Origin of the sequence: Salinivibrio socompensis S35 (assembly GCF_000513715.1) — a bacterium.
Classification (GTDB): Bacteria; Pseudomonadota; Gammaproteobacteria; order Enterobacterales; family Vibrionaceae; genus Salinivibrio; species Salinivibrio socompensis.
In genome coordinates this window covers 1-20,503 of sequence record NZ_AQOD01000063.1, presented here as the reverse complement: position 1 = coordinate 20,503, position 20,503 = coordinate 1, and the positions used below count along the sequence as shown (strand labels likewise).

Sequence of the window (20,503 nt, the reverse complement as noted above, 5' to 3'; positions counted from 1 at the left end):
CGTCAATATGCACAACGAAAATCCGATAAAACGTCGTCCGTCCAAACGTATCAATGTGGGGAATGTGCCGATAGGTGATGGTGCGCCGATTGCGGTGCAATCAATGACCAATACGCGCACGACGGATGTCGATGCCACCGTGGCGCAAATTAAAGCGCTAGAAAATGTCGGTGCAGATATTGTCCGCGTCTCGGTGCCAACCATGGACGCGGCTGAAGCGTTTAAAATCATCAAAGCGCAAACGTCGATCCCTTTGGTGGCGGATATTCACTTTGATTATCGCATTGCGCTTAAGGTTGCCGAATATGGTGTGGATTGTTTGCGTATCAACCCAGGCAATATCGGTAAAGAAGAGCGCATTCGCGCGGTGGTCGATGCGGCGCGTGACAAAAACATTCCTATCCGCATTGGTGTTAACGGCGGCTCACTAGAGCGTGACCTACAGGAAAAATACGGGGAGCCCACCCCAGACGCACTGGTAGAATCGGCCATGCGCCATGTCGATATCCTCGATCGGCTCAACTTTGATCAATTTAAAGTCAGTGTCAAAGCGTCAGATGTCTTTTTAGCGGTGGAATCTTACCGAAAACTAGCACAACAGATTGAGCAACCTCTCCACCTCGGGATCACAGAAGCAGGCGGCGCCCGCGCGGGTGCGGTCAAATCGTCGGTGGGATTAGGCATGTTGTTAGCCGAAGGTATTGGCGATACCTTGCGTGTGTCATTGGCTGCCGATCCGGTTGAAGAAATCAAGGTCGGGTTTGATATTCTCAAATCTCTCCGTATTCGTTCACGTGGGGTGAACTTTATTGCCTGCCCAAGCTGCTCTCGTCAGGAATTTGACGTGATAGGCACCGTGAATGCGCTTGAACAGCGTGTTGAAGATATTCTTACCCCGATGGACGTCTCAATCATTGGTTGCGTTGTTAATGGTCCCGGCGAAGCCGAAGCGTCGCATCTTGGTCTTGCCGGCGGTAACAAACGCAGTGCCTATTACCTCGATGGCAAACGTCAAAAAGAACGCTTTACGAATGATAACTTGGTGGATGAGTTAGAAGCGAAAATCCGCGCCAAAGCGGCGATGATGGACGAGCGTAACCGCATCCAGGTGTCTCAAATCGATCAAGAAAGCTAAGCCATCAGGCAGCTTTTCCCCTTTTTTATATTATATCGGTAACGGAAGTTAACGTGGCTAAAACAATTCAAGCAATTCGAGGCATGAATGATTGCCTCCCTTCTCAATCCCCTTTATGGCAGAAGCTCGAAAACACGATTAAAAAGGTCGTGAGTGCATACGGCTATAGTGAAGTGCGTATGCCCATCGTGGAAGCGACACATCTATTTAGCCGTGCCATTGGTGAAGTGACCGACGTTGTCGAAAAAGAAATGTACACGTTTGATGATCGAAACGGTGACAGCCTGACGCTACGACCTGAAGGCACGGCCGGCTGTGTGCGTGCGGGGATCGAAAACGGCTTGCTGTATAACCAAGAACACCGTTTGTGGTACACCGGGCCAATGTTCCGTCATGAGCGTCCACAGAAAGGCCGTTATCGTCAATTCCATCAGTTTGGCGTTGAAGTCTTTGGCTTGAATGGCCCGGATGTGGATGCCGAATTGATCATGATGACGGCACGTATGTGGCGTGAGCTCGGGATTGCTGAGCATGTACGACTAGAACTGAACTCGATTGGTTCACCGCAAGCGCGTGCGGATTATCGTCAAGCGCTAGTGGATTTCCTGATGCAGCACGAATCTGTGCTGGATGAGGACAGTAAACGGCGTATGCAGACCAATCCACTACGTGTGTTAGACACCAAAAATGCGGATATTCAGGCCATCCTTGTCGACGCGCCTCAGCTCAGTGATTATCTAGATGACGAGTCAAAACAACATTTTGCCGGTTTGTGTGAACTCTTGGATGCAGCAGGTATCGAATACCAAGTGAATCACCGTCTCGTTCGTGGACTGGATTATTACAACCGCACGGTCTTTGAGTGGATTACTGATAGCTTAGGCGCGCAGGGCACCGTTTGTGGTGGTGGCCGTTACGATGGTTTGGTTGAGCAGCTCGGTGGTAAGGCAACGCCAGCCGTCGGCTTTGCCATGGGTCTTGAACGCTTAGTGCTGATGCTAGAAAACCTCAGCCAAGATGATGTTCGCCCCGTGGTGGATGTGTACATGGTAACGGCCGGCGAAGGTGCCTTAGTCGCAGGGATGAAACTGGCAGAAAACCTGCGTGAGCAAGTGCCAGGGCTACGCGTGATGTCGCACTTTGGTGGCGGGAGTTTTAAAAAGCAATTTAAGCGTGCTGATAAAGTCGGCGCGTCCGTTGCATTGGTATTGGGCGAAGACGAAGTCGCCAATCAAACCGTAGCGGTAAAAGATTTAAAAGGCGGCGAGCAACAAACGCTGAAGCAAGATCAGGTCGCTGCCACATTAAAAGCATTGATTTAGAGAGGACAGATCGTGGACGTCTACACCACAGAAGAGCAACAAGTTGAAGCCATTAAAAAGTGGTGGCGAGACAACGGGAAAGCGGTTGTGATCGGCGCCGTTGTCGGCTTAGGTGCCTTATACGGCTGGCGTTATTTCCAGTCGCAACAGGTTGAAAGTAAGGAGCAAGCCTCTCAGCAATACGAGCAAACCTTAAACAGTATTGAGAGCGGTGACAGTGCGGCATTGAGTCAGCTTGAAGGGCATCAAGGCTATCAAGCACTGGCGGCATTAAACCTGGCCAAAAAACAGGTTGAACAAGGTGAATTAGACCGTGCCCGTGAACAGCTGCAAATGGCTCAGCAAGCCGTCAGTGATGACGTGCTCTATGGTTTGGTGACCACACGTTTAGCGCGCGTTGAGGCGGAGCTTGGTCACTATGACGCCGCACTCAGCGAATTGAAGAAGATTACCGCGTCAAGCTGGATAGCCAAAGTACAAGAAATTCGCGGTGATATTTTGCTTCGCCAAGGTGATAGCAATGCCGCGCGTGGTGCCTATGCCGCATCGCTTGAGGCCGCAGACAGCCCAACCGTCACCATGAAGCTTAATAACCTCAGTCAATAAGGGCGTGGTATGAGAAAAGGATTATGGCGCTTGGCCGCTGTGGCCACGACTCTGGCGATACTGACCGGGTGTGCAGGCGAAGAAGATGTGGTGCAAATGTCACTGTTACCCGCAGTGACGGATAAAATCTCATCATTACCGATTTGGCAAGCTCAAGTTGGTGACGGCGTTGGGCAATATTATTCGGCGCTGCAACCAACGGTCGCTTACGATAAAGTCTTCGCTGCTGACCGTCAGGGAACGGTCGCTGCGTTTGATCTTGAAAGCGGAGAGCGCATTTGGCAACGATCGGTGCAAACTGATACCTCAGCGTTATTATCTGGGGGACTGAGTGCGTCGTACGGTAAGGTGTATGTTGGGGGAGAAACGGGTGAACTGTATGCTTTAGATGCAGAAACAGGCGATCGTCTTTGGCAACACAATGTAAACGGTGAAATTCTGGCGAAACCTTTGGTTGATGCGGGTCTTGTGATCGTGAACACCAGCCGTGGCGAGTTGGTTGCACTGGATGCTGAATCGGGTGAGCCTCAATGGAATAATTCCAATGATGTGCCGAATTTAAGTTTACGTGGTGAAAGCGCCCCCGTTACCGTTTCAGGCGGCGTATTCTGGGGGATGGCCAATGGCCGTCTTGGCGCCGCGATGATCGAAACGGGTCGTTCGATTTGGCAAATCCCAATTTCGACACCGAAAGGCGCGACCGAAATTGATCGCCTTGTCGATGTGGATGCGACACCGGTGATTGATGGCGACCGTTTGTATGCAGTGGGCTATAATGGCCAACTGGTGTCCATTGATTTACGCTCAGGAAAAGCAGCCTGGAAGCGTGATTTTTCATCCGCCAACGATTTTATTGCGGCGGGCAATAGCCTTTATTTAATTGATGATCAAGATAATATCCTCGCATTAGATGCACGTAATGGGTTAGAGAAGTGGCGCAATAGCGAGTTAGCATACCGTATTTTGACCGCGCCAGCGGCAAGCGGTGGTTATCTCGTGGTCGGAGACAGCCAAGGTTATTTACATTGGCTCGATCCACAAACCGGGGACTTTGTTGCTCAACAATCGTTTGAAGGCAATGGTATTGCGGTAGCGCCCGTGCAAACCGATAATGGCTATATTGTGATAACACGCGATGGCCAACTGAGAAAGCTGGCTATCGACTAATATCAGCCACCCAGTTTTATATTTAGGCTCCTGGCTGTACAAACAGTTGGGAGCCTTGTTTATTGATAAGCGAATGAAAATAAGAGGTCTACATGATTCCTGTTATAGCCCTAGTAGGCGCCCGAATGTGGGAAAATCGACGCTCTTTAACCGTCTTACCCGCACACGCGATGCATTAGTAGCGGATTTTCCGGGACTGACCAGGGATCGAAAATACGGCAAGGCATTGCTGGATGAGCACGAGTTTATCGTGATCGACACCGGCGGGATTGATGGCACCGAAGAGGGTGTGGAAACCAAAATGGCCGAACAATCGCTTGCCGCGATTGAAGAAGCTGATGTGGTGTTATTTATGGTGGACGGGCGCGCGGGATTAACGCCTGCAGATCGGGATATTGCTCAGCATATTCGTGTCCGCGAAAAAACCAGCTTTTTGGTCGTCAACAAAGTCGACGGTATTGACCCCGATACCGCAACCGCTGACTTTTGGCAATTAGGTATGGACAACATGTATCAAATTGCCGCCGCCCACGGTCGTGGGGTCAGCGGATTGATTAATCGTGCCTTGACGCCTTTTGCAGAGCAAGCGCTGCAACAAGAGCAGGAAGAGGCAGGTTTGGTTGACTTAACCGATGAGCAAGATGACATCGATGAGCAAGACAACCCGACCGTGAACACAGAAGAGCAGGCGGAAAACGAGTACGCGTATCTTCAATCACTACCGATCAAAATCGGGATCATTGGTCGTCCAAATGTGGGTAAATCGACCTTGACCAATCGCATGCTCGGTGAAGAACGTGTCGTGGTTTACGATATGCCAGGCACCACGCGCGACTCCATTTACATTCCGATGGAGCGTGATGGACGCGAGTACGTGATGATTGATACGGCGGGCGTACGTCGTCGTAAGCATGTCAGTGAAAAAGTTGAAAAGTTTTCTGTTATTCAAACACTTAAGGCTATCGAAGACGCTAACGTCGTGCTGTTGGTGATTGATGCCCGTGAAAACATTTCCGATCAAGATTTGAGCTTGTTAGGGTTTGCCTTGAACGCAGGGCGTTCGATTGTGTTGGCCGTCAATAAGTGGGATGGCTTAGACAGCGAGATCAAAGCACGAGTGAAGTCCGAGTTAGATCGTCGTCTTGGCTTTGTCGACTTTGCGCGCGTTCACTTTATTTCTGCGCTGCATGGTACCGGCGTCGGCCACTTGTTTGAGTCCATCCAAGAGGCTTATCAGTCTGCGACCAAACGGGTCGGGACAGCGATGCTGACGCGTATTTTGAAAATGGCGCAAGATGACCATCAACCTCCGATGATACGGGGTCGCCGAGTGAAGCTGAAATATGCACACGCAGGCGGATATAACCCACCCATTGTGGTGGTTCACGGTAGCTTGGTGAATGAACTTCCCGACTCTTATAAACGCTATCTGATGAACTATTATCGCCGAACCTTAGATATTATGGGGACACCGATAAAGATCCAGTTCCAGAACAGTGAAAACCCGTACGAGGGTAAAAAAGAAAAGCTGACGTTATCCCAGTCACGTCAACGCAAACGCTTGATGGACATGGTGAAAAACCGCAACAAGAAGTAAACGGAAGCCCAGCATTGATGCTGGGCTTTTTTTTGATCCCTCTTACTTTTAACGATCCAGGCTGGGATCATGTGTTTATCATTCGTGATAAAAGTCACATTAAAGCCGTTTAATCTGTGATGTCGTGGATCCCAGTCTATCTCGTGCCTGCACAGGTTTTGAGCGGCGACAAATTCGCCACCACGTCATCGTGTCCTCATTTCATTTATTCTAGATCTTGTATTTATAATGCCCTTTATTAGTTTTTTATATCGATAAAAATCCAAATGCAGAACATGTAACTTATGCTTTCGGGAAGTGTATTGATAAATATTCTTTTCAGGGTAGGAAGCTGATCAAGGGGAATTAACCCCAAGATCGTTCGATCGCTCGCTGATCGGCCAGATGTGTATTGTGCAGAATTTAATCAGTGGATTGATTTGGATGGCGCTGTTGTACCACGCTGATAATATCCCCGTTACCTAGCTGGGTATGCAGGGTATCGCCTTTTTGTAGTTGGTGGATGTCATTAACGATTATCCCGTCACTGTCACGGCTAATCGAATAGCCGCGAGAGAGGGTCGCTAACGGGCTGACAGCATCTAAGGTCGCCACCAAGGTCGTGAATCGTTGTTGCGCGTGTGACAATTGCGAGTCCATCGCGTGAGAGAGGCGTTGATGGTACTGCGCCAACTGTGCTTGATATTGATGAATACGGTGCTCAGGTGTCACGCGCTGTAATCGGCTATCTAGGGCGTTAAGCTGGTGGCTACACCGTGAAAGCCACTGAGTAAGCGCCTGATGCATACGCCTTTGTAGCTCATCAATATGCTGGCTTTGCTGTTGTAGACGACGACGAGGGTGTTGGTGAGACAAACGGTGTTCGTGATGCGTTAGGGCACGTTGCTGGCGATAAAGCAAATTGCCGATCGCATTTTTTAACGCTTGTTCGCGTTGCTGATACTGTTGCAATCGATAGCTGAGATCACGGCTGACTAATTCGCTGCCGCCGATGGGGTGGGGGCGCGAACATCAGCCACAAAGTCAGCGATAGTGACATCGACTTCATGGCCGACGGCACTGACAATCGGGATCTGACTCGCGGCGATAGTACGAGCGACAATTTCTTCGTTAAAGCACCATAAATCCTCCAGTGACCCACCCCCACGGCCAACAATCAGCACGTCACACTCATTACGGCTATTCGCGCGACCGATCGCTTGTGCTATCGACACCGCGGCATCTTGTCCTTGCACCAGGGTCGGATAAATCACAACCGGCAGGCTAGGGTCCCGTCTTTTAAGCACATTCAGAATATCATGCAAGGCTGCGCCGGTTTTGGAGGTGATTATGCCAATACGGCGCGGCTGATTGGGTAAAGGTTGTTTTGCGGTTTGTGCGAATAACCCTTCTGCGGCTAATGCTTGTTTACGCTGCTCAAACGCTTGTTGTAAGCGTCCGTCTCCTTCAGGTTGCATACTTTCCAGGATCAGTTGATAGTCGCCCCTGGGCTCGTACATCGAAACACGCGCGCGAACCAGCACTTGGTCGCCATTTTTAGGTTTAAAGGTCACGCGACGATTGTTGCCACGAAACATCGCGCATTTCACCTGGCTTTGGTTGTCTTTGAGGGATAAATACCAATGGCCAGACGTTGCTGCCGTAAAATTGGAGAGTTCACCGGTAAGCCAGACGATGCCAATGTTTTTTTCTAAGCACAGTCGTACCTCCGCATTGAGGCGGGAAACGGACAAAATATTTCGATTACTCGCGGTCACAATCGCCAATCCTTTTGATAAACCTGACTGCATACTACCTGCCGCTTGCTGGGATGCCAACTGACAAAACCTGACCATGAAAAGGCGATCGAAGCAATCGATTGCGAAAAAATGGACATAGTATTCGTTGATAAATCAACCGACTAAATCTGTCTTGGTTAATGAATGGACATTCTTCATAAAAATCGATAGCCAAACGTTTGCGCTGCACGTATAATGCTGCGGCAATATTTTGTTCCCCTTCACAACGTCTAGTGTGAGATATTGCAATGCTGAGAATCGCGAAAGAAGCGTTAACCTTTGACGATGTACTCCTCGTCCCTGCCCACTCAAATGTACTCCCTAACCATGCGGATCTGCGGACCCAATTGACCCGTTCAATTAGCCTGAACGTCCCTGTGTTGTCGGCAGCGATGGATACAGTGACCGAAGCCCGTTTGGCCATTGCATTGGCACAAGAAGGCGGTCTTGGCTTTATTCACAAAAATATGACCATTGAGCAGCAAGCCGAGCAAGTACGCTTGGTAAAAATCTATGAAGCGGGCGTGGTGTCCAACCCGGTTACCGTCACGCCAGAAATGACGATTGCCGATGTCAAAGCACTGACCGAACGCAATGGTTTTGCCGGTTACCCTGTGGTTAATAAGCAAAAAGAGCTGGTTGGTATTATCACGGGTCGTGATGTGCGTTTTGTCTCAGACCTCAGTAAACGCGTTGAAAATGTGATGACCCCTCAGTCTCGTCTCGTGACCGTGCGTGAGGGCGCTGAGCGCGAACAAGTGCAACAATTGATGCAGCAGCATCGCGTTGAAAAAATCCTCGTCGTGAACCAAGACCATCACCTCAGCGGCATGATCACCGCCAAAGACTTCCAAAAAGCGGAAAGCAAACCGAATGCGTGTAAAGACGAACAAGGTCGGTTGCGTGTTGGTGGGGCCGTTGGTGCCGGCGCGGGTAACGAAGAGCGTATCGCTGCCTTGGTGGAAGCAGGAATCGATGTGTTACTTATCGACTCGTCTCATGGTCACTCTGAGGGCGTACTACAACGCATTCGTGATGCCCGTGCTGCGTATCCAAACCTACAAATTGTCGGCGGTAACGTTGCGACTGCCGAGGGCGCACGTGCATTGATTGATGCCGGTGTGGATGCGGTCAAAGTCGGCATTGGCCCAGGCTCTATCTGTACTACGCGTATCGTGACAGGTGTCGGCGTACCGCAAATCACGGCCATCAGTGATGCCGCTGCCGTGGCACAAGAATACGGGATCCCGGTGATTGCCGATGGTGGTATCCGCTTCTCGGGTGACTTGTGTAAAGCGATTGCGGCGGGTGCTTCGTGTGTGATGGTGGGATCTATGCTCGCCGGGACCGAAGAGTCTCCGGGTGAAGTCGAGCTTTACCAAGGCCGTGCGTATAAATCTTATCGCGGTATGGGCTCGGTGGGCGCGATGTCGAAAGGCTCGTCTGACCGTTATTTCCAAAGTGATAACGCCGCAGATAAGCTGGTGCCTGAAGGCATTGAAGGACGTGTTGATTACAAAGGCATGATGAAAGAGATCATCCATCAACAAATGGGCGGCTTGCGCTCCAGCATGGGCCTGACCGGCTCAGCCACCATTGAAGAAATGCGCACCAAAGCGCAGTTTGTTCGTGTCACCGGTGCCGGGATGAAAGAGTCTCACGCGCATGATGTCACCATTACCAAAGAGGCGCCAAACTACCGCCTCGGCTAAAGACATCACAACCGCCATACCTTTGAGAGGGGAGCACGGCTCCCCTTTGTTCCACTTAATTGAGAAAGCCAGATAATGACCCAGAACATTCATGCTCAACGTATTTTGATCCTTGATTTTGGCTCCCAGTACACCCAACTGATTGCGCGCCGTGTCCGTGAAATCGGTGTGTATTGTGAGCTGTGGAGCTGGGATGTCGATGAGCAAGACATTCGTGACTTTGCCCCCAACGGCATCATCCTGTCCGGTGGTCCAGAGAGCGTGGCCGAGGCCAACTCCCCACGTGCGCCCCAATATGTCTTTAACGCCGGCGTGCCTGTGCTGGGTGTATGCTACGGCATGCAGACCATGGCGGAGCAGCTTGGTGGTCAGGTAGCCGGCTCTGAGCATCGTGAGTTTGGCTACGCGCAAGTGAAGCGCGTTGGACAAAGCGCGCTGTTTGATGGCATTGAAGATGCGATTGCCGATGACGGCCACCCGCTGTTAGATGTATGGATGAGCCATGGCGATAAAGTGGTCGCTATTCCTGAGCACTTTGTCAAAATTGCTGAAACCGATACCTGCCCGTTTGCGGCGATGGCTAACGAAGAAAAACGTTTTTATGGCGTTCAATTCCATCCAGAAGTCACGCACACGCGCCAAGGCCAACGGATGCTCGAGCAGTTTGTGATGCAAATCTGCCAATGCGAACGCTTGTGGACGCCGGCTACCATCATTGACGATGCGATTGAGCGGATTCGTGAACAAGTCGGGGATGACGAGGTGATCCTTGGCTTGTCTGGCGGCGTCGATTCTTCCGTAGTGGCCATGCTGGTTCATCGAGCCATTGGCGATAAACTGACCTGTGTGTTTGTAGATAACGGCTTGCTACGCCTCAATGAAGGTGAGCAAGTGCTAGAAATGTTCGGTGACCACTTTGGGTTGAACATTATTCACGTCAATGCCGAAGATCGTTTCCTGACCGCGCTGGAAGGCGAAGCCGATCCCGAAGCGAAACGTAAGATCATTGGCCGTGTGTTCGTCGAAGTGTTTGATGAGCAAGCGAGTAAAATGGACAACGCCAAATGGCTCGCGCAAGGCACCATCTACCAGATGTGATTGAGTCGGCGGCTTCGAAAACCGGTAAAGCCATGTGATTAAATCACACCACAACGTCGGTGGCCTACCGGAAGAAATGGAAATGGGCCTGGTTGAGCCACTCAAAGAGTTGTTCAAAGATGAAGTGCGTAAAATTGGCCTAGAGCTGGGCTTACCGTACCACATGCTTTATCGCCACCCCTTCCCAGGGCCAGGCTTAGGTGTGCGTGTACTGGGTGAAATCCAAAAAGAATATTGCGATCTGCTTCGTCGCGCCGACGCTATCTTTATCGAAGATCTGCGCAACGCTGACCTCTACGAGAAAGTCTCGCAAGCCTTCGCGGTGTTCCTGCCGGTTCGCTCGGTAGGTGTGATGGGTGATGGCCGTAAATACGATTGGATTATCGCCCTGCGTGCCGTCGAAACCATCGACTTTATGACCGCGCACTGGGCACACCTGCCATACGATTTCCTTGGTAAAGTGTCGAACCGCATTATCAACGAAGTCGACGGCATCTCCCGCGTGGTTTACGACGTCTCCGGCAAACCCCAGCGACGATTGAGTGGGAATGATCACACGTTAGGCACTGGCTGGAAGTAACTGGTACAAAAACACATTTAAGCCCATGTTTTTATGGGCTTTTTTGTTTTTATGTCTGGCAGTGTTTGGCAACTGATGGCAGCGAGAAGCACCGCTTGAGCGTGGTATCCAAAGTGGTATTATCGAGACATGATGCCATGAGTGATAGCCGATACCATGCTGCTTGATCCTGTGTGTTCATGGTATCAAAATTATTTAACTCTTTGTTTTTATTGAGATTGTACTCTGGTTTTAGAGTGATCTTTCAGCATGGTATCGGAATCGAAGAAGGATAAGACTGTTGCTGACCGATACTAAGCTGCGCAACCTCAAGCCGAGGGATAAACTCTACAAGGTGAATGACCGGGATGGCCTCTATGTAGCTGTCACCTCTGCCGGTTCCATCTCATTCCGTTACAACTACTCGATCAATAGCAGGCAAGAGACGATCACCTTTGGCCGCTACGGCGTTGGGGGCATCACTCTGGCAGAAGCCCGTGAGCGACTTGGTGAAGCCAAGCGGATGGTTGCCGATGGAAAGTCGCCAGCGAAGGAGAAGGCACGAGACAAGGCGCGTGTAAAAGGGGCTGAAACCTTTGGTGCCTGGGCGGAAAAGTGGCTACGTGGCTACCAGATGGCCGACTCTACTCGTGATATGCGTCGCTCGGTCTATACACGAGAGTTGGAAGCGAAATTCGGCAATCAGAAGCTGACTGAAATCACTCACGAGGACTTGCGAGCACTGACCGACGCCATCGTTGAGCGTGGTGCGCCTGCTACGGCGGTTCATGCGCGTGAGATTGTACTCCAGGTATACCGCTGGGCGACTGAGCGAGGCCAGAAGGTTGAGAACCCGGCAGACCTGGTTAGGCCAGCAAGCATTGCCAGGTTTGAGCCGCGGGATAGAACCCTGACGCCCGAAGAAATCAGAATGATGTACCAGTACATGGGGCGTATTGGTACATCGCCATCGATCCGGGCAGCAGTAAAACTGTTGTTGTTGACGATGGTGCGTAAAAGTGAGCTGACGAATGCCACTTGGAGTGAAATCAATTTTAGCGAAGCGCTCTGGACGATCCCCAAGGAACGGATGAAGCGGCGAAACCCTCACTTGGTATTTCTATCCAGACAGGCCATGGACATCTTCATCGCTTTGAAGACGTTCTCCGGTGGATCGGAGTATGTTCTGCCGTCACGCTACGATTCTGACGTCCCCATGAGCAGTGCCACGCTGAACCGGGTGATGACGATGACTTATAAGCTGGCTCAGAAAGAGGGGCAACCGCTTGCCAAATTCGGCCCGCACGACTTGAGACGAACAGCCAGTACCTTGCTTCATGAAGCCGGTTACAACACCGACTGGATAGAGAAATGCCTGGCACATGAGCAAAAAGGTGTAAGGGCGATATATAACAAAGCCGAGTATCGTGATCAGCGTACAGCTATGTTGCAGGACTGGCTGATATGATAGACGAATGGACTGCTAAAGATGCTTGCGGACCCATTTAGCTAAAAGCATAGGTGTTCGGGCACATGCTTAAAATATATTGAAGAAGCTAATTGGCAACTTACAGCATGGGATTTTGACATCATTGAGGACAATAAAAAGAAATGGCTGACGATATGGAATGCTTTGACGACCTTCCAAAGCGTGCCTCCAATCATGTCACGGAGGAGAAGGCAGAGACGGCATTTCAGAAATGCCTAACAGAGAGTGGTCGTTTTATCCTCCAGCGTGCTGACCGCAAGGACTATGGTACAGACTGCGAGATCGAAATTGTCGAGGGTGGGAGAGCCACCAACATTAGGATTCACGTTCAGCTTAAGGGGACCGAGCGTGCATTGAATGCGGACGGCTCTCTCAGCGTTGAAGTTAGTCGCACAAACCTGAATTACTTATTGATGCATCCGCATAGTTTTTATGCTGCCTATCACGTCCCAACGGCGACGCTACGCATTTGCCTCGCGGAAACCGTTCTCCGTAAATACGAGCATGCTGGAAAAAACTGGACCCAGCAGCAATCACTTACAGTCAGCTTTACGGAAGCTTTGACAACCGAGCGGTTGGGGCGACTTGCTGAATTGTCCAGTTCTGCAACTCGAGCGGCACGCAATCGTCGCGTCGAACAGTTCCGGGCAGCCCCAGAAAATTTGATTGGTCTCCTTCGCCGATCTGTACCGGAGGTTCATGTTCCTGATGATCCAGACTCAGCTCGACAGCTCTTGGAACACCTATATGACCAGGATGCGGATGAGGAGATTAGTGCCGCCTTTGACCGATTCATGGCCGTGCTTGGGCCAGAAGATGGTGCCATGGGCTGCGCTTATATGTCTGAAATTAACTTGGGCATGTGTGAGAGAAGCCAGTTTCCTGAGCGTATCGAAACAGCAGTGCTCCATTTTCAGAGTCAGCTTAGTGCGGGGCGTTACGAGCAGGGTGGCCTGCACTACACGATCGGTAATGCTTACTCGGCGCTCGGCCGGGAGAGTGACGCCACAGAGGCCTATAAGGCAGCGTTGCTCGAACCTACATTCGCAAATTCGCCAAGTCTGGCATCCCAAGGTCATAAGAATCTCGGGACGAGCTTTGAACGGCTCGGAGATGAGGTGAGAGCAGTTCAGCATTATCGCGAAGCTTTGCGGATGAATCCTCTCCTTCCTGAAGCCCATTATGCCTTGGCCCTATTCTACGTGCGTGAGGGCGAGTGGAAGACCGCTCTCGAGCATCTGGATCAGGCCGTCTTTACAGATCCTATATACGCTAAAGCAGCTGGAGTTGCGGGTTGGCGGGCTAACGTTCTTTTCAACATGGGAGAGGGGAGGACTGCATTCCGCGAAATCAACAGTCTTCTTGCCCAAGCCGACCGCGAACCATGGGTTTGGCCGTTTTTCGCACGACTGGTAGCTAGTTTCGGTCGGGCTACGGCTGAGAATGCGCGTCAGGCGCAGGGTTTCTGGTATCGCTATGTAGATGCTCACCCCGATACATCTGGAGGCCGTCGCGAGATGTTATTGGCGACCTTATATTTGCGGGCGGAAGGCCAAGATATAGGCCAAACCTACACGGAGTTTCTGGGTAAATTTGTTAGGCATATTAAGCACATTGATAGTACGGAAGAATCCGCGTTTTTGTGGGATCGCCTTGGACATTGGGCACAGGATGAGGGCAACTGGCTAGAAGCGGAGCGCTGTTTTCGGATGGCCTACGATCTCGCTGGAGGGCACTACGGATATTGTCTAGGAACCGCTCTTAACTTTCTTGGAAGATTTGAAGATAGTTTGCCGATCCTACTTGAGCAGGCAGAGTATATCCAACCCGATGCAATGAGCTGGTTTCAGCTTGGTGCAGCGTACGGTGACCTTGGCCAATCAGAGCAAGCTATTAAATCCTATGAAAAAGCGTTAGATCTTGATCCAGAGTACGACTTGGCGATGTTCAATCTAGGTGGTGTCTACTGGAATAGAGGGAGCATAGTCGATGCTTTGGATATTTGGAGCGCGGCGATTGAGCGTTTTCCAGACCATGAGCTTGCAGCCAAACTTCAACGTGATTTTCCGAAGTTCTTTCCTCGGGATGCCGACTAGCTGTATGCAAACCTGATTTTGATGTGGTTGGTTTACCTGTTTAGCATTAGGAGATCGGTGTCATAAATCGGTTATGGAGATGGGCCGGTTTCAAGCGCTGCATTTTAGCCGCTAAAATTTCTCCTGAGTCTTAGCCGATTTCATAACAGGAACTCCTTTCGAACTGATGCCAACGCTTTAGACACGGCTTGGCGTGTCATGGGCTGCTGCTTGGCGTTCAGTATTCGTTTTCCAATTTCAGCCTGGCTGAACCCTGACCGCTTGAGTACCAGCATTTTTTTCTTGGTGTCCGATAGTTTGGAGTCCACCATCCTGCGGGCAAGATTGCGTAATTCAGCTTTGTCTGCTGGCTGTAAAGTTAGTCGTAGCATTAATTGGAAGAAGTAGCTGTCAATCAACTCATCCCCTGACATGGCGTGAGGCTTGGACCGATTCGCACACTGATGGGTCAGTCGTTTGAGTTCGATATTAAATTGCGTTAGAGAGCGTTTTGCTTGCCTATAGGTAGGGTTCCACTCACCATTCGCCAACTTGGGTCTATGCACTTCGCAGTACTGGTGGCTGAGCTCAAGTTTTTTACGGTCCTCTAGCTCTACGTCATTGATATGCTGGCCTGCCACCGTCGACATGAATGCCGCGAACTCTGTCTGGTTTCCGCATAGTTCGCAAAAACCGTGTTTGCGTTGTGTGTTTAAGTTGACGCCTTTTGTAGAGGATGATCTTTTGGGGCGCTTGCAAGCACAATCCCAAACCAGTCCAGTCAAGGATTCGAGAGTCGCTATGAAGTGCTCGTCCGTCGTGGTCTTCTGTTCTACTGTTTTAATGAACTGGCGCAGTAACTGGCGTTGCATTCGTTCCATGGCCTCAAGTCCTACCATTCGAATGATCGCGCTGAATCCTAGTCCAGTACCGGCTCCAGGAACATAACCAGCGTAGCTCCTGGAAGGGTATCCATGTAGGTTGCCAGGGCAGGATCGATGACTTCCTCTATCAAGCGCACGATCGGGTAGCGTCTTGAGGACGCAGAGTAAGGATGCCAGCGTTCTTCAAAACGCTGGATAGCTTTTGTGACGATTGGATCACAGCCTTCCCAGATGACGATGTTCGACTCATTTTAATTGTCAACCATTTTAGCCAATTTATAGCCTTAATCAAGTGGCATTGCTGGGCACTATAGAGCTTTCATAAGTAAGTGGAGGCACAAGTATGCAAACAATGGCAAACAAGACGCTGATCAATCGAAAAGTGCTCTTGGAGATGATTCCTCTCTCCTCACGGACAATTTACAACTTGGAGAAGCGAGGTGAGTTTCCCCGTCGAATTGCACTTACCAGCAGAAACGTCGCGTGGGACCTGTCGGAAGTAGAGCAGTGGATTGAGGAGCGTAAGTCTTCAGGAATCCAGGCTACTCGGCCTGGCAACACGATAGGGGCCTAACAGTATGGCCCTTGATCTTATGGCGGCCTTTTCGGAAGCGCCGCTGCCTCTTGATTATGTCTTACCTAACATGGTTTCCGGCACTGTGGGGGCCTTGGTTTCACCAGGTGGTGCCGGAAAATCCATGCTGGCCTTACAGCTTGCCACGCAGATCGCTGGAGGCCCGGACTTGCTGGAGGTCGGAGAATTTCCTGTTGGGCAAGTTATCTATCTTCCCGCAGAAGATCCTCCCGCTGCTATCCATCACCGATTACATGCGCTTGGGGCACATCTCACTGCCGAGCAGCGGCAAGCCGTTGCTGAAGGCTTGCTGATTGAGCCGCTGATAGGAAGGTGCCCCAACATCATGTGTCTCGATTGGTTCGATGGCCTTAAGCGAGCGGCTGCGGGCCGCCGCCTGATGATCCTGGATACCTTACGTCGTTTCCACATCGAAGATGAAAACGTTAGCGGTCCAATGGCGCAAGTGATCGGACGTATGGAGGCCATTGCCGCCGATACGGGGTGCTCTATAGTATTTTTGCACCATGCCAGTAAGAGCGCCGCCATGATTGGTGCGGGTGACCAGCAACAGGCCAGCCGTGGGTCGTCTGTTCTGGTCGATAACATTCGCTGGCAATCGTATCTGTCTGGCATGACGCAAACCGAGGCTGAGGAATGGGGTGTTGATGATAGTCAGCGTGGGTACTTCGTCCGCTATGGCGTGAGCAAGGCGAATTATGGCTCTCCTTTCGCAGAGCGTTGGTTCCGGCGTCACGAGGGCGGTGTGCTGAAACCTGCCGTGCTTGAGAGGCAGCGCGTAGCTAATGGCGTTTTGCCATTCAAGAAATCTAAGGGGAGGTCACGTGATGAGCTTTGATCTTACCCACGTTCGACATGATCCAGCTCACTGCCTGGCTCCTGGCTTGTTCCGTAGTCTGAAGCGTGGAGAGCGCAAGCGGCTCAAGCTGGACGTAACCTATACCCATGGCGAGGATTCGATACGTTTCTGGGGGCCCGAGCCTCTAGGTGTTGATGATCTTCGTATCTTACAAGGGCTTGTGGCTATGGCCGCAATTTCTGGTGATGGAGGACGCGGGATTGTGCTGCGAAACGAAACAGAATCAGAAGTTGGGCAGCAATTGCGTCTCTTGTTAGACCTGAAGTGGGACGCGGTTGAGAAGGATGCAATGGTTGCCAAGGGCAGCTTCCGACAATTGGCCCGAGAACTTGGTTATGCCGACGATGGAGGCAGCCAGTTCAAAACTATCCGCGATAGCATCGAGCGCCTATGGGCAGTATCGGTCATTGTGGAGCGTAACGGGCAGCGTCAGGGGTTCCGCATACTGTCCGATTACGTCAGCGACGACCGGGAAGGTAAACTGTTTGTCAGCCTTAATCCTCGATTAGCAGAGGCTGTAATGGGAGAGCGTCCACATACTCGGCTCGACATGACTGAGGTTCGGGCGCTACAGACCGATCCTGCTCGATTAATACATCAGCGATTATCGGGCTGGATTGATGCCGGTAAATCTGGGCGGGTAGAACGGGATACTCTTTGCAACTACGTTTGGCCGGACGAAACGAAGAACCCCAACACCTTGAAAAAGCGCCGTCAGACGGCCCGGAAAGCATTGACTGAACTTATTTCAGTGGGTTGGACTGTACATGAATACGCCAAGGGGAAATGGGAAATTAGGCGGCCAGGGGTCAACCAGGCCACCCCCCGGCGCGACAGCACCCATCCCCGGCATAATAGTACCCGTGCCCCGGCATAACAGTATCCCATCCCCGGCATAACAGTACCCGCTTCAATCGCGCAAACGCTTGCAGGGCAAGGCTTTCCGGCCTGTTTTGGAAATCGATCCAAGATATTCCAAAGAATATCCATCATGCGCGGCATAGCCCGCGCCTGAATGGCGCGTTCATGCTTTGCCAACTCAATCGGCCTTTGGCCGATGTTTTAACGCCAAGAGAGGGGCCGATTCTGCTTCCTCGCCAAGGGCTATTACCTCTTCTTGGTGTTCAATCCGTCCGAAGGACAGACCAAAGCCGCCTTATAAGCTCCAGGAGCGTCGATCAGAGGCTGGCTAGGGGTTGGCGGAGGGTGATGCCTGAAGCGCCTCTCTGGGCGGCTCAGAAAGCCGTATTCCATACATCAAGATGAATAGCCACTTCAGGCGGTAGTAGGCTGAAAATTTGTGCGGTTTGTAGTATGTAGTAGCACCATACAACATACTACAACGCTACATTCCTATTCGCATTGACGCTGTGCCCGAAAAGCTGTCCGAAGTTGGGCGCTAGCGGCTCGACACGCACAGGGTGTTGATAGCGGTCCTTCCTGACCGTATGACCCAACCGATACCAATCTGAAACTGTCAAAGAAAAGGCCGACGAGAGTGTCTGGTGAGTTTGAAAACCCATGGAATACAGCGCTCTACATTCGATGAGTTGCTAGCACTCGTACGTTTCATTGACACTTGAGGGGCGCTATCCCTCCTGAATTAGTAAAGCTGTGTATTCCTGTGTTTGTTTGCTGTGTAAACCCCCGCGTTAGCGTAGTAATTGCCTGATAATACGCGTTTATTTCGTGCTTCTGTTCTAGCAAGAAGGTGAACAAGCGATTTTATATGGTTTGCACTAAAAACAAGATTTTCGCGGCAACACTTTCCTTGGCGTAAACAACGCTGAAAGGCGGGCAAGATAGGTGAAGTAGGCCCACCGACAAGTCGGCGGTTCCTATTTCACTCCCCTTTATTCGCACCGGAGGTGCTCAACGGGAATCTTGCTCTTCGAGGCTACCGGCTGCCGCCGTAGGAGTTATTGGCTTAAATTTCTTCATGTCAACTTTTATGTCCAATTATTGAGCTTATACGTTATGCATTGAAAGGCACGATAAAGCATTCATTGGTAATGGAGATCAACGTATGCAAAAAGTTAGAAGAAAAAATTTAGCCGCTAAAATTGCTCTGGCCGTCGTTATGACGACCTGCACTTTGCAACCCGTCTACGCCGGTATTCCAGTAGTTGATGGCACCAATCTGACGCAAAACATCATGTCTGCTTTGGAAGCGGTCGCGCAGACGGCCAAGCAGATTCAGGAATACCAAACCCAACTCCAGCAGTACGAAAACCAACTGCAAAACACGATGGCCCCGGCGGCCCATATTTGGGACCAGGCGCAGCGCACCATAAACGATCTGAACCAGGCGACCAACACGCTCGCCTATTACCAGAACCAGCTTGGCAGCCTCCGATGCTACCTGGGCAAGTTCCAGGACGTGGCCTATTACCGCAGCTCGCCTTGTTTCTCGGCGGCGGGATGCAGTGATGCCGAACGAGCCGCGATGGCCGAGAACCGTCGCCTGGCGTCTGAATCGCAGAAGAAGGCCAACGACGCGCTGTTTAAGGGCCTGGAGCAGCAGCAAGTCAATCTTGAAGCCGACGCCCGACAGCTTAACCGCCTGCAATCTGCCGCCCAGGGCGCAGACGGCCAACTGGCCGCCATCGGGTACGCTAACCAGCTCGCCAGCAACCAGGCCAACCAGCTCCTGCAAATCCGCAGTTTGCTGATTGCCCAGCAGAATGCCGTTGGCACTCGAATGCAGGCGGATGCTGATCGCGAAGCTCAGTATCAGGCTTCACGCGATAAGCTCTATGAGGGGCTGTCAGAGCCAGTCAACCGTTCTCACAGCAAGGAGTACTAAGTATGAACTACATGATTCAAATGCTGACACTCCTGCTTTCGTTGTCCCTTATGGTGGGGTGTGGTGAGAAGGAAGAGAACTGCGAAAATACAAACCAACAGCAAGAGCAGTGCGAAAAGCAGGACGGGACTATCTACGATAGCCTGAAAGAATCGGTGGACCGCTCTAAGAGCAAGGAGTTCTGATATGAAAACAGTACTTCTTCGCTTTGGGGCAGTACTGCCCTTTGCTTCCATTTCACCAGCCGCCTTTGCCGAAATAGATAAAGGCGGTGTGTTGAATGAAGTTTCGGACCGTTTTTTAACCGAAAGCTCAAATTGGGCGACAACAATTACTGATCATGCGTCCTGGTTATTCTGGACCCTCGTTGTTATCTCGATGGTTTGGACGTTCGGCATGATGGCACTGCGCAAGGCCGACATTGGCGAGTTCTTTGCCGAGTTTACCCGTTTCACCATTACTACCGGGTTCTTTTGGTGGCTGTTGATCAATGGGCCTGGCTTTGCAATGGATATTATCAACTCGCTGAGAAATATCGCGGCTGAAGCTTCCGGTCTGCCAAGGGGGTTGAATCCGTCCACGCCGATAGATATTGCATTTGATATTATCGCTAAGGCAGCGAGCAGCTATAGCATCACTAGCCCTATGGTATTGAGCGACAATTACGGTGGCCGGTCTAGCGACAATTATCTTGGCCGGTTGGTCTGATAAGGTTCGGTACAGCAGAACGGAGGGAGTTCACTGTGCCGGGAACACGAATCACGGATCAACAGGTCACTATCTATATGACTCATAGAAAACGAAATAGMCAAGTTGTTGCT

The 20,503-nt window shown here is 51.1% G+C and carries 13 protein-coding genes and 4 pseudogenes; 15 read left to right on the top strand and 2 right to left on the bottom strand.

Annotated elements, in window-relative coordinates; translation table 11 throughout:
* Positions 1–7 precede the first annotated feature (7 nt).
* The 5 genes and pseudogenes from ispG (at position 8) to der (ending at position 5,827) form a co-directional block, all read left to right on the top strand.
* Positions 8–1,135 (top strand): flavodoxin-dependent (E)-4-hydroxy-3-methylbut-2-enyl-diphosphate synthase, encoded by a 1,128-nt coding sequence (gene ispG, locus DZ54_RS0108170; RefSeq protein WP_025673719.1) that lies wholly within the window; start codon positions 8–10, stop codon positions 1,133–1,135.
* A gap of 53 nt (positions 1,136–1,188) precedes the next feature.
* Positions 1,189–2,457 (top strand): histidine--tRNA ligase, encoded by a 1,269-nt coding sequence (gene hisS, locus DZ54_RS0108165; RefSeq protein WP_025673718.1) that lies wholly within the window; start codon positions 1,189–1,191, stop codon positions 2,455–2,457.
* Between the two features lie 12 nt (positions 2,458–2,469).
* The gene (locus DZ54_RS0108160) at positions 2,470–3,063 is read left to right on the top strand and encodes a YfgM family protein (RefSeq protein ID WP_025673717.1); all 594 of its coding nucleotides are present in this window, start codon (positions 2,470–2,472) and stop codon (positions 3,061–3,063) included.
* Between the two features lie 9 nt (positions 3,064–3,072).
* A complete protein-coding gene (bamB, locus tag DZ54_RS0108155; RefSeq protein ID WP_025673716.1) occupies positions 3,073–4,230 on the top strand; it encodes an outer membrane protein assembly factor BamB in 1,158 nt (385 codons plus the stop codon).
* Between the two features lie 92 nt (positions 4,231–4,322).
* Positions 4,323–5,827: pseudogene (der, locus tag DZ54_RS20125) on the top strand (ribosome biogenesis GTPase Der).
* 402 nt (positions 5,828–6,229) lie between these two features.
* Here der and xseA read toward each other — a convergent pair.
* A pseudogene (xseA, locus tag DZ54_RS20120) lies at positions 6,230–7,617 on the bottom strand (exodeoxyribonuclease VII large subunit).
* 236 nt (positions 7,618–7,853) lie between these two features.
* Here xseA and guaB point away from each other — a divergent pair.
* The 4 genes and pseudogenes from guaB (at position 7,854) to DZ54_RS0108120 (ending at position 14,559) form a co-directional block, all read left to right on the top strand.
* On the top strand, positions 7,854–9,317 hold the full coding sequence (gene guaB / locus DZ54_RS0108135) for an IMP dehydrogenase (RefSeq protein ID WP_025673715.1): 1,464 nt from the start codon (positions 7,854–7,856) through the stop codon (positions 9,315–9,317).
* A gap of 75 nt (positions 9,318–9,392) precedes the next feature.
* A pseudogene (guaA, locus tag DZ54_RS20115) lies at positions 9,393–10,967 on the top strand (glutamine-hydrolyzing GMP synthase).
* 308 nt (positions 10,968–11,275) lie between these two features.
* Positions 11,276–12,483, top strand: a pseudogene (locus DZ54_RS20110) (tyrosine-type recombinase/integrase).
* 102 nt (positions 12,484–12,585) lie between these two features.
* Positions 12,586–14,559, top strand: coding sequence for a tetratricopeptide repeat protein (locus DZ54_RS0108120; protein WP_128080485.1), 1,974 nt, complete (start codon positions 12,586–12,588; stop codon positions 14,557–14,559).
* Between the two features lie 140 nt (positions 14,560–14,699).
* Here DZ54_RS0108120 and DZ54_RS20105 read toward each other — a convergent pair whose 3' ends face one another.
* Positions 14,700–15,419 (bottom strand): hypothetical protein, encoded by a 720-nt coding sequence (locus tag DZ54_RS20105; protein WP_205619376.1) that lies wholly within the window; start codon positions 15,417–15,419, stop codon positions 14,700–14,702.
* 346 nt (positions 15,420–15,765) lie between these two features.
* Between DZ54_RS20105 and DZ54_RS0108110 the strand changes: the two genes are divergently transcribed.
* From DZ54_RS0108110 to DZ54_RS0108085, 6 genes are all read left to right on the top strand, one after another.
* Positions 15,766–15,996: a helix-turn-helix transcriptional regulator gene (locus tag DZ54_RS0108110; RefSeq protein ID WP_025673713.1), complete on the top strand. Its 231-nt coding sequence runs from the start codon at positions 15,766–15,768 to the stop codon at positions 15,994–15,996.
* A gap of 4 nt (positions 15,997–16,000) precedes the next feature.
* On the top strand, positions 16,001–16,855 hold the full coding sequence (locus tag DZ54_RS0108105; RefSeq protein ID WP_025673712.1) for a helicase RepA family protein: 855 nt from the start codon (positions 16,001–16,003) through the stop codon (positions 16,853–16,855).
* A complete protein-coding gene (repC, locus tag DZ54_RS0108100) occupies positions 16,845–17,753 on the top strand; it encodes a replication protein C, IncQ-type (RefSeq protein ID WP_037353940.1) in 909 nt (302 codons plus the stop codon). Before DZ54_RS0108105 ends, repC begins: the two co-directional genes overlap by 11 nt.
* Positions 17,754–18,902: 1,149 nt before the next feature.
* The gene (gene trbJ, locus DZ54_RS0108095) at positions 18,903–19,682 is read left to right on the top strand and encodes a P-type conjugative transfer protein TrbJ (protein ID WP_025673710.1); all 780 of its coding nucleotides are present in this window, start codon (positions 18,903–18,905) and stop codon (positions 19,680–19,682) included.
* 2 nt (positions 19,683–19,684) lie between these two features.
* Entirely contained in the window at positions 19,685–19,867 is a 183-nt protein-coding gene (locus DZ54_RS0108090; RefSeq protein ID WP_025673709.1) for a hypothetical protein, read from the top strand.
* A gap of 1 nt (position 19,868) precedes the next feature.
* The gene (locus DZ54_RS0108085; RefSeq protein ID WP_025673708.1) at positions 19,869–20,390 is read left to right on the top strand and encodes a type IV secretion system protein; all 522 of its coding nucleotides are present in this window, start codon (positions 19,869–19,871) and stop codon (positions 20,388–20,390) included.
* The last annotated feature ends 113 nt before the right edge of the window (positions 20,391–20,503 follow it).